This window comes from Nitrospira sp. (genome assembly GCA_030653545.1).
GTDB lineage: Bacteria > Nitrospirota > Nitrospiria > Nitrospirales > Nitrospiraceae > Nitrospira_D.
Map to the genome: position 1 here is coordinate 53686 of JAURZE010000026.1, position 12419 is coordinate 66104.

Annotated in this window: 16 protein-coding genes; 9 read left to right on the forward strand and 7 right to left on the reverse strand. The window is 60.1% G+C overall.

The window, feature by feature from the left end; translation table 11 throughout:
• The first annotated feature begins 5 nt into the window (after nucleotides 1-5).
• Both Q7U39_13265 and Q7U39_13270 read left to right on the forward strand, forming a co-directional pair.
• Nucleotides 6-437 carry a MazG nucleotide pyrophosphohydrolase domain-containing protein gene (locus Q7U39_13265; protein ID MDO9118920.1) on the forward strand — a complete coding sequence of 144 codons (432 nt, stop codon included), beginning with the start codon at nucleotides 6-8 and terminating at the stop codon, nucleotides 435-437.
• A complete protein-coding gene (locus Q7U39_13270) occupies nucleotides 434-943 on the forward strand; it encodes a PilZ domain-containing protein (GenBank protein ID MDO9118921.1) in 510 nt (169 codons plus the stop codon). Before Q7U39_13265 ends, Q7U39_13270 begins: the two co-directional genes overlap by 4 nt.
• Nucleotides 944-965: 22 nt before the next feature.
• Here Q7U39_13270 and panC read toward each other — a convergent pair whose 3' ends face one another.
• The 4 genes from panC to Q7U39_13290 all read right to left on the reverse strand — a co-directional run bounded on the left by panC (nucleotide 966) and on the right by Q7U39_13290 (nucleotide 4601).
• Complete coding sequence (panC, locus tag Q7U39_13275; protein ID MDO9118922.1) at nucleotides 966-1832, reverse strand: pantoate--beta-alanine ligase; 867 nt, start codon at nucleotides 1830-1832, stop codon at nucleotides 966-968.
• Nucleotides 1829-2383 carry a 2-amino-4-hydroxy-6-hydroxymethyldihydropteridine diphosphokinase gene (gene folK / locus Q7U39_13280; protein MDO9118923.1) on the reverse strand — a complete coding sequence of 185 codons (555 nt, stop codon included), beginning with the start codon at nucleotides 2381-2383 and terminating at the stop codon, nucleotides 1829-1831. The genes panC and folK overlap by 4 nt, the downstream gene beginning before the upstream one ends.
• 279 nt (nucleotides 2384-2662) lie before the next feature.
• A complete protein-coding gene (locus Q7U39_13285; protein ID MDO9118924.1) occupies nucleotides 2663-3838 on the reverse strand; it encodes an LL-diaminopimelate aminotransferase in 1176 nt (391 codons plus the stop codon).
• A gap of 79 nt (nucleotides 3839-3917) precedes the next feature.
• On the reverse strand, nucleotides 3918-4601 hold the full coding sequence (locus tag Q7U39_13290; GenBank protein ID MDO9118925.1) for a type 1 glutamine amidotransferase: 684 nt from the start codon (nucleotides 4599-4601) through the stop codon (nucleotides 3918-3920).
• A gap of 150 nt (nucleotides 4602-4751) precedes the next feature.
• Between Q7U39_13290 and Q7U39_13295 the strand changes: the two genes are divergently transcribed.
• Both Q7U39_13295 and Q7U39_13300 read left to right on the forward strand, forming a co-directional pair.
• Nucleotides 4752-5597 carry a hypothetical protein gene (locus Q7U39_13295; GenBank protein ID MDO9118926.1) on the forward strand — a complete coding sequence of 282 codons (846 nt, stop codon included), beginning with the start codon at nucleotides 4752-4754 and terminating at the stop codon, nucleotides 5595-5597.
• Between the two features lie 29 nt (nucleotides 5598-5626).
• Nucleotides 5627-6442, forward strand: coding sequence for a hypothetical protein (locus Q7U39_13300; protein ID MDO9118927.1), 816 nt, complete (start codon nucleotides 5627-5629; stop codon nucleotides 6440-6442).
• A gap of 43 nt (nucleotides 6443-6485) precedes the next feature.
• Here Q7U39_13300 and Q7U39_13305 read toward each other — a convergent pair whose 3' ends face one another.
• Nucleotides 6486-7211, reverse strand: a complete 726-nt coding sequence (locus Q7U39_13305; GenBank protein MDO9118928.1) for a methyltransferase domain-containing protein — start codon at nucleotides 7209-7211, stop codon at nucleotides 6486-6488.
• A 270-nt stretch (nucleotides 7212-7481) separates the two neighbouring features.
• On the opposite strand from Q7U39_13305, the gene Q7U39_13310 reads away from it, so the two are divergent.
• The gene (locus Q7U39_13310; protein MDO9118929.1) at nucleotides 7482-8108 is read left to right on the forward strand and encodes a hypothetical protein; all 627 of its coding nucleotides are present in this window, start codon (nucleotides 7482-7484) and stop codon (nucleotides 8106-8108) included.
• Here the strand turns inward: Q7U39_13310 and Q7U39_13315 are convergent.
• A complete protein-coding gene (locus Q7U39_13315; protein MDO9118930.1) occupies nucleotides 8085-8432 on the reverse strand; it encodes a hypothetical protein in 348 nt (115 codons plus the stop codon). The two genes, Q7U39_13310 and Q7U39_13315, sit on opposite strands and share 24 nt — an antisense overlap.
• Nucleotides 8433-8523: 91 nt before the next feature.
• On the opposite strand from Q7U39_13315, the gene Q7U39_13320 reads away from it, so the two are divergent.
• A complete protein-coding gene (locus Q7U39_13320) occupies nucleotides 8524-9006 on the forward strand; it encodes a hypothetical protein (GenBank protein MDO9118931.1) in 483 nt (160 codons plus the stop codon).
• Nucleotides 9007-9075: 69 nt separating this feature from the next.
• Here Q7U39_13320 and Q7U39_13325 read toward each other — a convergent pair whose 3' ends face one another.
• Entirely contained in the window at nucleotides 9076-10104 is a 1029-nt protein-coding gene (locus Q7U39_13325) for a hypothetical protein (GenBank protein MDO9118932.1), read from the reverse strand.
• Between the two features lie 666 nt (nucleotides 10105-10770).
• Between Q7U39_13325 and Q7U39_13330 the strand changes: the two genes are divergently transcribed.
• The 3 genes from Q7U39_13330 (at nucleotide 10771) to Q7U39_13340 (ending at nucleotide 11757) form a co-directional block, all read left to right on the forward strand.
• Entirely contained in the window at nucleotides 10771-11049 is a 279-nt protein-coding gene (locus Q7U39_13330; GenBank protein MDO9118933.1) for a type II toxin-antitoxin system RelE/ParE family toxin, read from the forward strand.
• Nucleotides 11050-11061: 12 nt separating this feature from the next.
• A complete protein-coding gene (locus Q7U39_13335; protein ID MDO9118934.1) occupies nucleotides 11062-11346 on the forward strand; it encodes a HigA family addiction module antitoxin in 285 nt (94 codons plus the stop codon).
• Nucleotides 11347-11409: 63 nt separating this feature from the next.
• Nucleotides 11410-11757 (forward strand): hypothetical protein, encoded by a 348-nt coding sequence (locus Q7U39_13340; protein MDO9118935.1) that lies wholly within the window; start codon nucleotides 11410-11412, stop codon nucleotides 11755-11757.
• Nucleotides 11758-12419: the final 662 nt, after the last annotated feature.

The window sequence follows — 12419 nt, forward strand, 5'->3', positions numbered from 1 at the left end:
TACGCATGACGGACGAGCAGTCGATGGTCGAAGAGTTCCATAAGAAATTCGACATTCTTGTGCAGGCCAGCCCGACAGACGCCAGCGAGGACACAAAGCGCCTCCGCATCCGTCTGATTCAGGAGGAGTTTGACGAACTCAAGGAATCCATGGCGGAGGGCAATCTTGCCGCGCTGGCCAAGGAGATGGCGGATCTGCTCTATGTCGTGTATGGAACAGCCGTCTCGTATGGTATTGATATAGGACCGGTGTTCCGAGAGGTCCACCGGTCGAATCTCAGTAAAGTCGGCGGATATAAGCGCGAGGACGGCAAGTGGGTGAAGCCTCCGACCTATTCGCCGGCCAAGATCGAACCCTTGTTGGCGATGCAAATGACTGCTCCCGAAGAAGCGCAGAGGCCACTCGGAGGTGTTGAGGAGATGCTGCGAGGCGCATGAAATCGTTGCACTGTCCAAGTTGCGGAACGACGTTCGTTCGAGTGACGTCAAATGAGGGGATGGTTGAGAAAGCCCTCAACCGTATCCGCATGTTTCCGTTTCGCTGCCAGCTCTGCACCAATCGTTTTCGCGCCTTCTATCTGAGCGCTCGCCAAAGCACGCAGGAGTTTGATCGTCGCCAGTTCAAACGCCTCGCAACGGCGATGGACGCCCAAGTGATCGACAGCAAGCAGTTGCCCTTTACCAATCGCATTACCGATATTTCAATGGGGGGCTGCGCGATCCTGGCGGGGGGATTGGCCAAGGGGGCGTTTGTCGAGCTGGTCTTAAAGTCGAGTATCGAAGGCGAGGAAATCAGAATCGAAACGGCGATGGTCTCTTCAGTCAGGTCTGAATCGGTAGGGATACAGTTTTTGGAGCTCCATCCGGATGAGCAGCGCCGCCTGAGTCAAGTCGTGCTCGGGCTGCTCGTCGGCCAGGGCGGACAACCGAATACCTGCTCCTGACTGTATCGTACCCAGTGTGGTCCTAGCGCCGTCCCCGTGTTGCCGGTCTCTTCACGAGTAGATTATCGATGAGCCTCACACTCCCGATACGGACTGCTCCCAGCAGTACCGCTCGATCGCTCACGGATTCGAGCGGTGTGAGGGTGTCCGGATTGCACACTGCAAGGTAGTCGACCGCTGCAGCAGGCTCCCGGCGCAGAATCTGGGTCATCACTGTTTGAATCTTCCGGCCCGATGTTATTCCGTCTTTGATTGCCGCCGCCCCGGCCTGCAAACTCTTATAGAGTATGGGGGCCAGTGCGCGATCAGACGCGGACAAATACACATTCCGTGAACTCATCGCCAGTCCGTCCTGCTCGCGTACGGTCGGATGGACGATCAGCGTGACTCCCAGGCTGAGGTCCTCGATCACGCGTCGAACCAGGGCCGCTTGCTGAAAATCTTTCTGCCCGAAGACGGCGACATCCGGCCGGATCATCCCGAAGAGCTTCGTGACGACCGTGGCGACGCCGGCAAAGTGATGCGGGCGAATCTCACCTTCCCAGCGCTGCGCGATTCCGGGGACCGTGACGACCGTTTCAAATCCCTCCGGATACATCGCCTTGACGGGGGGTTCGAAGCAGATATCGACTCCTTCCGCACGACAGAGCGCGCGGTCGTTTGCGATCGGCCGCGGGTATTTGGCGAGATCTTCTGTCGGGGCGAATTGCGTCGGGTTGACGAAAATGCTGACGACGAGCGCATCGCATTGCAGCCGGGCAGCGCGGATGAGGGCGCGATGGCCGTCGTGCAATGCCCCCATCGTCGGAACGAATCCGATCGTGACCCCTTCACAGTGGAGCCGCCGGCTCCAGGCGGTCATGGCCTTGGGCGTTCGAAGGATGTTCATAAATCCTGACGAGGGCTACAGCTCGGGCGTGACCCGTAGCGCGTGGACGGCTGGGGGAAGAGCAGGCGAACTTCCGACCGGTCTTTGACCTCTGCGAGCAATTGTGTGGCGGTGCGCTCAAGCGAGGGATGGACCAAGAGCGGATCGAGTTCGTTTAACGGCATCAGGACGAACCGCCGGTCGTGCAGCCGGGGATGCGGCACGACAAGATCCGCTTCGTGGATGACCCTGGTGCCGTAAAACAGAATATCCAGATCGATCGTGCGAGGGCCCGAGCGATTGTCCTCATCGCGTCCCAACGAGCGCTCGATCTCGCGTAGGATCGTGAGCAAGCTGCGGGGCGTGATGTCGGTGTCGAGCTGCACGACGCCGTTGAGAAACCAAGTCTCTCCCGGTTGCGCATGGTCGAGCACGGGTTCGGTTTCGTAGAGCAACGAAATCCCGGTGACCTGCGAATGGGGAAGCAGGCTCAACAGGGTCACTGCGCGATCGCAGAAATCAAGGCGATCGCCGACATTTGATCCGAACCCGATGTAAACCGTTTCGCGCATATTCGTGATGAGCGATCTGTGATCAGTGATGGGTGAGAAGGAAATGAGACTGGTCCGACGCTCATCACCCTTCACTCAACACGCATCACTAGAATCCTGCCTTTTTAATCCGCGCCACCGCTTCCGCCAGCCGTTCTTTGGTCGTGCAGACGGTCATGCGGATGGAGCCCTTGTTCGATTGCACCGAACCCGATGTAGGCGGGTCCTCGTATGTCCGTCAACCACCACGTGTCAATCGTGAGGAATCTGCACGGTTGACGAGTGGCGAATGACGCCCACTCAGAATCCTGCCTTTTTAATCCGCTCCACCGCTTCTGCCAGCCGTTCTTTGGTCGTGCAGACGGTCATGCGGATGTAGCCCTCGCCCGGCGCGCCGAATCCGTTGCCCGGCGTGGTGACGATACCGGCCTTTTCCAGCAAATGCGCGGTGAACGAGGCGGACGAATACCCCTTCGGCACGGTCACCCAGATGTAGAAAGCGGCAGGCGGCGAATCCACCTCGAGCCCGAGCTCCTTCAGGCCCGGCACCAGCGTATCGCGCCGTTCCTGATAAATCTTCCGCAGCCCGTCCGTTACCGAATCGTCCAGCCCCAGTGCCGTGATGCCGGCGGCCTGCACCGCCTCGAACACGCCTGAGTCCAGCTGGCTTTTCACCTTGCCGAGCCCGGCCAGCACGTCCTTGTTGCCGACAGCGAACCCGATGCGCCAGCCGGTCATGTTGTAGGTCTTGGAGAGCGAGTGGAATTCCACGCCGACATCTTTCGCGCCATCCACTTCGAGGAAACTCGCCGGGCGTTTGCCGTCGTAAAAAATCTCCGAGTAGGCCGCATCGTGGCAGACGATGACCTGATTCTCCTGTGCGAACTCGACCACCCGCTTGAAGTAGTCCTTCGTCATGATGACGGAGGTCGGATTGTTGGGCGAGTTCAGCCACATCAGCTTAGCCTTCTTGGCGACGTCTTTCGGAATCGCGCTCAGGTCCGGCAGGAACCCGTTGGCCTTGGTGAGCGGCATGATGTGCGAGACGCCGCCGCAGAAGCTCGTGCCGACCGGATAGACCGGGTAGCCGGGGCTGGGGACCAGCACGGTATCGCCCGGATCGACAAACGCCAGATGGATATGGCCGATGCCTTCCTTCGAACCGATTAAGGTCAAGACTTCGTCGGCGGGATTCAACGTCACGTTGAACCGGCGCTTATACCAGTCGGCCACCGCCGTGCGGAACGACAGCATGCCCTCATAGGAGGGATATTGATGGTGCTTGGGGTTCTTGGCGGCTTGCGCCAGACTCTCGATGATCGGCGCGGGTGTAGGCAAATCCGGATCGCCGATGCCGAGGTTGATGATATCCACGCCCTTGGCAATCGCCGCCTGCTTCATCTTGTCGATGGCGGCGAAGAGATAGGGGGGCAAGGTTTTAATTCGGGTTGCGACTTCGATGGGGAAACCAGCCATGTCCGATGCACTCCTTTGCTAGATGGGGGGCCCTCGGGCCGAACGAAGCCCCTAGGCTACTTCAGGAATGAGCCGGTAATCAATGATTGGATTGCAGGAGATGCCCGATCAGCCGGTCGGCAATCTGGTGGGACAGCCACATATGGGGAAGGAAGCTGATCGAGGCCTTCGACGCCGTGATGTGCACCCGGTCCAGATCGGATGGACACTCGCGACAAAGGGCTTCGATTCCCTCCGCCTCGATTTCCAAGTGAAACAGCAGACCATAGGCCCTGGTTCCGTAGCGAAACGCTTGCAGCGGCGCAATGTCAGAACCGGCCAGGGGCACGCAATCAGCGGGGAGGTCGAACACCTCTCCGTGCCATTCGAAGACCGAGAGGGTTTCGGGAAAGCCGCCGAACACCGGATCGGTTTTCCCTTCGCCGGTTAGATGTATTCGTGTCGTGCCGATTTCCAGAGCCTTGCCTGGTTTCACGGCTGCGCCCAACGCCTTCACCATCAACTGACTGCCGAGGCAGACGCCGATGACAGGTGTTCCAGCGAGGAGGGCGGAGCGAATGAACGCGGTCTCCTCGGTGATCCAACGATCCGAATCGTTCACCGACATCGGCCCGCCCATCACGATCAACAGATCGCCCGCCTCTTTCGGCAGCCCGTCTTGCGGGACGAGATACCGATCGAGACTCACGCCCCGGTCAGTCAGCGCCGCGGCGAACGCCCCAGGACCTTCGAAGGGAACATGTTGAAGGCAAACGGCTCGCATGCAGACAGTAAGTCTCATAAACTTAAAAGTGGGGTCAAGGCGCATGCTTTCCAATAGCCAAGCGCGACGTGAGCCTTCGCTGCTGCCCTGGCTCAATGTCAATTCCGGTTCCCCTCTTCAGCTTTCACGCTAAATTGCCGAAAAGTAGTCATGATTGCCGAAATCGATTGCCCGGTACAGGAGACGGAAGGGACGCTGCCAGCCGTGGTCACGTCCGCGCCACGCTATTCATTGCCGCAACGGATCCGCTCGAGCTATCACGCCTTCTGGTACTGGCTTGGCGAAGGATTGGAGTGGTCGCGCGGTCTGTATCGCGAACGACCTGTGGGTCAGCTGACGCATCTCAGCGGGAGCCAGCAAGCGCGGATTGCCCTGTTGCGGCGCCAATTCGATGTCCGGTTTGAACAGCATTGCGCCGCGCTCACGACACTGAAGAGCTACGACTACCTCGACATTCTCGACCAGGCGTGGGCCGCCTGGGGGCAGCCCCGGCCGGTCGGCGGCGTCGTGCACGATGTGGGCGCCTCCAACTTCTGGTACGCCCGTGCGCTCCACGCCTTTTTCCTTCCGTCGGCCCTGACCGGGGTCGAAGTGGAAGGCCATCGCATTTACTACAACGGCTACAGCCGTCACGACTATGCGCAAGGGTACGTGCGCAATCTGCCGCAGACCGACTTTGTAATCGCCGACTATGCGCAGTATGCGCAGCCGGCCGATACGATCGTGGCCTGGTATCCCTTTGTAACCCCTGCGCCGGTGCTGGCGTGGCGGATGCCGCTGGCGTTTCTGGCGCCGCAGGCCTTGTTCGCGCGCATCGCAATGAATTTGAATCCGTCCGGTGTCTTCGTGATGGTCAATCAGGGTCGGGAAGAAGCCGACGTGGCCGCCGGTCTTTGCCGGCAGGCGGGACTGAGATGTGAGAGTTCCTGTGAATTGCGAGTGACATTGCGTCGGCGGCGCATTCCCCCGGTCGTATCCTGGTGGCGTTGTCTCTAGCCGTTCTCTATGGGGCTGCGTTACAATCCATGACCATGCAACACGCAATTAAAACGGTCGAAGATCTGCGGTGGCTGATGGCCCACACGGGCGGCTTCCGTTCCGGCTATGTGACCGACCTGCAGATGGCCAAGCGCCGGCTGTTCGACGAAGAGTCCGGCCGTGATGTGCTGGCCGACACCACGGTGTCGATGACGATCCGCTATCAGCTGCGAGGGATGGTGCGGGTGGCAAAGCTGGTGATGAACGGGGTGACGGATTTTTCGATCTTCGAGCAGGAGGGGAGCGACTCGTCGGCGCTCAGCGTGATTCAAGCGGAGCGGAGCAACGGGCGTCTGCGGTTCTGGTTCGATCCGCAGGGCGAGCTTTATGCGGTCTGTGAAGACGCGCAGCTCGAAGAAATTGCCACGCCGATTCTTGCGGAGCAGGTGCTCCCGGAGTTGGCTCGCTGGACGTTCCAGGGGCATTCCGGGGAGGCTCCGGCCATCTCGTGGTTTCTCATGGAACTCGAAGAGGCGGGCGCTCCTTGTTCTTGGGTCATCTCGAAAAAGCGCCGCGCCAGCGAGGCGCTGGCGCGATGGGAAGGGGACCTGACCCCGGTCGGCGACGGCAAGGGGCCGCGCGGAAATGCCGTGCGTGTGTTGGTCTATGGGGCGCAGGATGGCGAAGGATTCGGCGTCGTGCTCCGTGCGCTCGGCACGCCGGACCGGCAGGTGAGCCGGGTGCTGACGTTGCTGGCCGATCGCATGACGCAGCGCTATGCGGGAAGTTGTCTGGTGGGAACCACGATTATTCCTGGACGGGAGTGGGAGTCGTGGCGATCTCGAGGCGACGCCAGGCCGTAAGGGCTTGCGAAACCGCCAGGCCTGTATCGAGTGCCGGATTAGATTAGTGCGAGTGCCCGTTGGCGAAGTGGCCGTTGGTGCTGGTGTGGTGCTCGGTCTCATGGCCATTGCCGTTTGAATGGACCGCGCTCCCGTTTTTCACGACCTGCCCGTTCTTTCCGTTCACGCATTCCACCAAGGCCCAGAATCGCAGCGGATTCACGTTCTGCTTGCGCGCGACCTGCAACGACGTGCCTTCCAGGACGGTGTGCAGAGAGAGGTCCGTGCGCCATCCCAGATGCTTCGTGAGCGGGGAGATGACTTTCTCCATTGCCGCGATGATTTTGTTGCCGTTGCTGAAGTGGTTGAGCATGATGATGCGGCCGCCCGGCCGGCAGACGCGGATCATCTCATTGACGACTTTGCGGTGGTCCGGCACGGCGGTGACGACGTAGGCCGCGACGACGGTATCGAAACTATTGTCGGCGAACTCCATGGCCCCGGCATCCATGCGGTGGAGCTGCACGTGCGTCAAGCGATGCATCTCCGCCCGTTCCTTTGCCTTCCCCAGCATGCCTTCGGAAAGATCGATGCCGGTGATCTTGCAATGACGGGGATACATCGGAAGGGCGAGGCCGGTGCCCACGCCGACTTCCAGGATCTGCTCATTCGGCTGCACGTTGAGATTGCGGATCGCCGATTCGCGTCCCTCGTGAAAGACTTTGCCGAAAATCTGATCGTACACGCCGGCATACGACGTGTAGACCCGCTCCACTTTCTTCAAATCCATGAGTCCTCCGAATCCCGCATGACTTGGGAGTGGCCGTGCCTACTGAAGTAGGTTGGCGTGGAACCCAAACATCTGGGGAAAAACAAAAGGCGGGGAACCCGTGTGAGACGCGAGAGGCCCGCCTGAATTGCAAACGGCGCTACTGTAGCCAAGTCATGATGGTGAGTCAACTGATTCTTCTGAGGCAATCAGCCCTATCAAGCAGGGGCGGAAGACGGTCCGGCAGTGCCGTCTTGATTCGCGCGGCGCGCCTATGGGATAGGTACGCGCATGATGCTTGCAGGATTATTTGCCGGGGCGCTGTTCCTCGGCTTGCTCGTCGGCGACCGCTGGTACTTCCGCACCCTCTCCGCCGAAGCGAGCCGCTACGGCTGTCAGGTCGGGCGTGGAGCGACGCGGCTGGACACCTTGAGTCTCGCGCAGATCCATGCCCGCTTCGATACCCTGGGGCTTCTTCCGATGCGGCACGGGGTGGCCCGGTTGTTCGGTGAAAGCCAGCGCGTGCTCCTCCGCCCCCGCTATCCGACCCTCTGGGCGTTTCTCTGGATCTGGCCGATGAAGGCCACGATTGATCTCCGGGCCGACGGCGAGGCGGTCGTTTTGGCGATGACGAAACGCACGCCCTGGGCCTCGGCGATCCTGACCGGCGCGTGGTTTGTTATCGTCACAGTCGGGATGCTGGCGACGATCGTGAGCTATGCGGTGGAAGGGGGCTTGGCCAGTTCCAGCGGAGTCTGGATGGCCAGCGGAATTATCACCCTCGGATTGTTCTTTCTTTTTTCCGGTCTGGTGACGGTGGTGATGGCCTATCGCATGGAGAACAGCCGGCTCGCGGTGTTGCAGCAGGAGTTCGAAGAAGTCGTGACCGGCCGGTCACGACGCGTTGAACAATCCTAAAAAGTGATCGAATTCGGGCGGCAGGTCCAACGCCGAACGACGGCGTGCGAGACCGGCAATGATGCCGCGATGTTTTTTCACGAGGCCGGAGGTTTCAAAGGCCTGCCGGAATTGTTGCCATTGCAACGCGGGGTCGGCGGCAATCCTGGCCTGCTCATCTTTGGGCAGCGCGTGCACGGCAGTCGTCAGCGTCCGGATCGCTTTCTCCACGCTTTCATAGGGTGGCGCAAGTTTGAGCTGTGCGTAGAACGTTTCCAGATGAGACCGGAACTCCTCGCGCAGGCGCTGCAGGGGATCCTGTGATGGAACAGCTGGTTCAGGCATAGTCGTAGTCCGGATGATACGGTATGATGGTTTCGAGTCACAAGTCCTGCGGGAAGTATTCGTGCATTGGCTATCACAGGAGGTAGGTAAGATGATCAAGATGCGTTGGATGGTGTTGTCGATGGTCGGGATGTTGGCGTTGGGCGGCTGTTCTTCCCATCATCATCACGGGATGATGGAGTCGGGCAAGAGCGATGCCTATTGGCAGAAGGGCCAGCAGGACATGGCGGGCTTGATCGACCGGACGGTGAAGGATCCGGCCAAGGCCACGCAGGTGAAAGCCATTGTCGGCGAGATTGTCACCGAGCTGAAGGCGGGCCGTGAGCAGGAGCGCGCCGCTCATCGCCAGCTCTATGCGCTCAGCGCCAATTATGCGGCGACGCCCGAAGAGTTTACCAAGGTGATGGATGAGGCGAACAATCAGCGCATGAAGACGTCCACGAAGATTCTTGGCCTGCGGTTCAAAATGAAGGATCTGATGACGGCCGAGGAGTGGAAAGCGCTGTCCGACCAGATGCTGTCCTACAGCAGCAAGTATCAGCATGGGAGCGCCGGAGCGAAGACAGGGTATTAAGACGGGCTGTGAAGCGTCTCTCGTGAAGCGTTGTTCGCACGCGAGAGGCGAACGACGAGATACGAGGAACTAGTTTCGGACGGCAGCGGCTTTCAATGGCATGGGCGTCCAGCGCGTGCCGCCGTCGGTGGAGTGATAGAGGCCGCTGCCGTTGGTGCCGACAAAGAGGTCTTGCGGATTCTTGGGGCTCATGGCCAGGGAACGGATGTTCAAGGACGTGAGCCCCGCATTCATCGCCTGCCAGGTTTTGCCGCTATCCAGACTTTTCCAGACGCCGCCTGGTCCCCCGATATAAAGCTGTGTCGGTTGTGCCGGATCGATGAGCAGGCTGCTGACAAAGGGGTCTTTCATCCCTTCCCCGATCCGCTCCCATGATCGGCCCCCGTTGGCCGTGCGGAACAAGCCCTTGGTCGTTCCGGCATACACAATGTCCGGGGTGACTGGGTCAATGGCGATTGCATTCACACCCAGCGCCATGGCTCCCATCAGTTCCGTCTCGGGGATGAGTCCGGTATTGATCTTCTTCCACGAGGCCGCCGCGTCTTCCGATCGATACACGCCGCCGGTGGTGCCTGCGTAGAGGATGCGGGGATTCGTGGGGTGGATCGCGATCGACACCACGATGTGCACCTCTTTCATCCCCGCCATCCGCTCTTCCCACTCGCGCCCGCCGTCTTTCGTGGAGAAGGCGCCGACCGTCGTGGCAATGTAGATCTGCTCGTTGTTGGTGGAGTCGAACACGAATTGATTGATGAACGAGACGTGTTCCTTAAGCCCGACGTTGTGGGGGAGCCAATGTTGCCCGCCGTCCGGACTCTTGTAGACGGCGTCGGCCATGGTGCCGGCGTAGATCGTGGCCGGGAACTGCGGATCAATAGCGAGCGTCGTCACGCGGCGCGCGCTGAAACTCGGAAAGCGCTCCCAGGATGCCCCGGCATCGCGGGACTTGTAGACCGCATCGTTCGTGGCGACGTAGAGAATTTGAGTATTAGTTGGGTGTAGCGCAATCGAGACAATCGACTCGCTCTCTTTCTCGCAGCCAAGGCAGAAGAGGAGAAGAGCGAACGACGCCAATCTGAAGAGAGTGCGAATCAACATAACAGGGGTGGACCTAATCATAGGCGTTGTTGTTGAGTCAAGAAGAAGGGGAGGGGCGAGGTGGCCGGCCAGTCTCTGTGCTCGCGGAACGCGCGCCCTCGGAAGGACCTCGTTCGACGCGCGCAGTGGAAACTCGCCGGCCACCTCGCTGAAAGTAGAGGGGAGGGGATAGCGCAGCGTAGGAAGGGGAAGGGAGGGAGGCGTGGCCCGGGCAATCTCCCTTGCTCGCGCCCCGCGCACACGGGATCAATCCGTATTTCTACATCAAGGGAGGTGCTCGGTGCATGCGCGCAGTGGGAGATCGCCCAAGCCACGCCTCTAAATGATGACGAAGGGAGTAATGCGAGGGGGAAGGAGGGAGGCGAGGCGGCCGGCCAGTCTCTGTGCTCGCGGAACGCGCGCCCTCAGAAGGGCCTCGTTCGACGCGCGCAGTTGAGACTCCACCAGCCGCCTCGCTGAAAAGTGGAGGAAGGAGATTGCGTGGGTAGAAAGGGCGAGGGAGGCGTGGCCCGGGCGATCTCCCGTGCTCGCGCCTTGCGCACACGGGAAGGGGTGGCGTTCCCCTCATTCCGACTGCGCAAGGTGCGTTTGAGGGGGATGGTCATCGTAGTAACGTGCTTCTCCAGCGGCTTGTCAGGCGTAACGTAATAGGTTACAGTGTCCCGTGTGATCCGCAGCTTCAAGCATAAGGGCCTAGGCCGCTTCTTCGAGAGCGGGAGTAAATCAGGTATCCAGGCTCAACATGCAGAGCGGGTGCGCCTGATTTTGGCCCAATTGAATGCGGCCACCTCGCCACGGGATATGGCGCTGCCGGGGTTAGACCTTCATCCGCTCAAGGGAGACCGCAAAGGCACCTGGGCTGTGTCGGTAAGCGGGAACTGGCGGATCACGTTTCGGTTTGTCGGTAAGGACGCAGAGGTTGTCGATTACGAGGATTATCACTGACGAGGTCACGCTATGCGCATGCACAATCCCCCTCACCCAGGGACCATCATCAAGCATCTGTGTTTAGACCCGCTCAGCTTGAGTGTCACTCAGGCTGCTCAGGCCTTGGGGGTTAGCCGGAAAACCCTCTCTGCCATTTTGAACGGCCGGGCGGGGATTAGTCCTGAGATGGCGGTTCGCCTGTCGATGGCATTCGGCACTTCGTCTGAGAGCTGGCTCAATCAGCAAACCCAGTATGACCTGTGGCACGCCGAGCAGCGCCGCAAAGAACTTCGTGTCGCCAAGCTTGCGGTATAGAAGTAGGGTAATTTAAGGGGCAGCCCCCTTGCTCTTGTCACCGTGAGATTGCGAGGTGGGATCATGAAAACGGTCATACTTGAAGTGCGCTCTCCTGAGGAAGGCATGGCTGAGTTCGCGCAGGCCTGGAAGTCGGGCAAGGCGCATCGGTCGGCGCGCATTGGCTTTGCGACTCCTGAACTGCTGTGGAAGGTACTGTCTGCCAAACGATGGGACCTTCTGAAGGCGCTGTGCGGCGCCGGGCCGGTTTCCATCCGCGAAGCGGCACGCCGCGTTCAACGGGATGTGAAGGCCGTTCACAGCGACGTCACGGCTCTGTTGTCCGCCGGCTTGTTGAATCGTACGAAAACCGGCGGCATCGAATTCCCCTACGAGGCCGTAAAGGTCGAGTTCCTACTCCAGGCCGCATAACCTACCGGGCGAGCATGTAGCGACCCTTCACTCGCGGCAATGAGCCATGGCAGTGCTAAGAGCTGGCGTCGGCTCTATAGCGTTATCACTGTCCGCGCCGCATCTTCATTACTAGACAGCGTCATAACCAGAAATCTGAGTTAAGGCGTGGCCCGGGCGATCTCCCTTGCTCGCGCCACGCGCACGTGAGGAGGGGAGGAACGCCACCCCTGTCGCTCCTGTGCTCCCGGAGTGCGCACGCGGGATCAATCAGATGGTGAAATCAAGGGCGGTGCTCCCTCCATGGGCGCAGTAGGAACGACAAGGTGCCATTCCTTTGGGAGCGGGCAAATAATCTCGGCGCATCCCAGGGTGGGCGGGTGAAAAGGTTGCGCGCAGTGGGAGATTGCCCAGGCCACGCCTCTAAATGATAGCAAAGGGAGTAATGCGAGGGGGAAGGAGGGCGGCGAGGCGGCCGGCAAGTGTCTGTGCTCGCGGAACGCGCGCCCTCAGAAGGACCTCGTTCGACGCGCGCAGATGAGACTCCGCCAGCCGCATTGCTTAAAGGGGAAACAAAGAGGAATAGGGCCTAACGCATTGAATGATCGTCGACTAAGGCGTATTGTTCGCGACTGGCGATGGTGTGTTTCACGGGCAGGAAATGGCCGATTCGGTCCTTGTGC

What these genes read in the sequence shown, in the direction of transcription:
- panC (MDO9118922.1), bottom strand. Translation starts at nt 1,832, where the DNA reads ATGAACATCCTTCGAACGCCCAAGGCCATGACCGCCTGGAGCCGGCGG.
- Q7U39_13325 (MDO9118932.1), bottom strand. Translation starts at nt 10,104, where the DNA reads ATGTTGATTCGCACTCTCTTCAGATTGGCGTCGTTCGCTCTTCTCCTC.
- Q7U39_13335 (MDO9118934.1), top strand. Translation starts at nt 11,062, where the DNA reads ATGCGCATGCACAATCCCCCTCACCCAGGGACCATCATCAAGCATCTG.
- Q7U39_13340 (MDO9118935.1), top strand. Translation starts at nt 11,410, where the DNA reads ATGAAAACGGTCATACTTGAAGTGCGCTCTCCTGAGGAAGGCATGGCT.
- Q7U39_13290 (MDO9118925.1), bottom strand. Translation starts at nt 4,601, where the DNA reads ATGCGAGCCGTTTGCCTTCAACATGTTCCCTTCGAAGGTCCTGGGGCG.
- Q7U39_13265 (MDO9118920.1), top strand. Translation starts at nt 6, where the DNA reads ATGACGGACGAGCAGTCGATGGTCGAAGAGTTCCATAAGAAATTCGAC.
- Q7U39_13300 (MDO9118927.1), top strand. Translation starts at nt 5,627, where the DNA reads ATGACCATGCAACACGCAATTAAAACGGTCGAAGATCTGCGGTGGCTG.
- Q7U39_13295 (MDO9118926.1), top strand. Translation starts at nt 4,752, where the DNA reads ATGATTGCCGAAATCGATTGCCCGGTACAGGAGACGGAAGGGACGCTG.
- folK (MDO9118923.1), bottom strand. Translation starts at nt 2,383, where the DNA reads ATGCGCGAAACGGTTTACATCGGGTTCGGATCAAATGTCGGCGATCGC.
- Q7U39_13285 (MDO9118924.1), bottom strand. Translation starts at nt 3,838, where the DNA reads ATGGCTGGTTTCCCCATCGAAGTCGCAACCCGAATTAAAACCTTGCCC.
- Q7U39_13310 (MDO9118929.1), top strand. Translation starts at nt 7,482, where the DNA reads ATGATGCTTGCAGGATTATTTGCCGGGGCGCTGTTCCTCGGCTTGCTC.
- Q7U39_13270 (MDO9118921.1), top strand. Translation starts at nt 434, where the DNA reads ATGAAATCGTTGCACTGTCCAAGTTGCGGAACGACGTTCGTTCGAGTG.
- Q7U39_13305 (MDO9118928.1), bottom strand. Translation starts at nt 7,211, where the DNA reads ATGGATTTGAAGAAAGTGGAGCGGGTCTACACGTCGTATGCCGGCGTG.
- Q7U39_13320 (MDO9118931.1), top strand. Translation starts at nt 8,524, where the DNA reads ATGATCAAGATGCGTTGGATGGTGTTGTCGATGGTCGGGATGTTGGCG.
- Q7U39_13315 (MDO9118930.1), bottom strand. Translation starts at nt 8,432, where the DNA reads ATGCCTGAACCAGCTGTTCCATCACAGGATCCCCTGCAGCGCCTGCGC.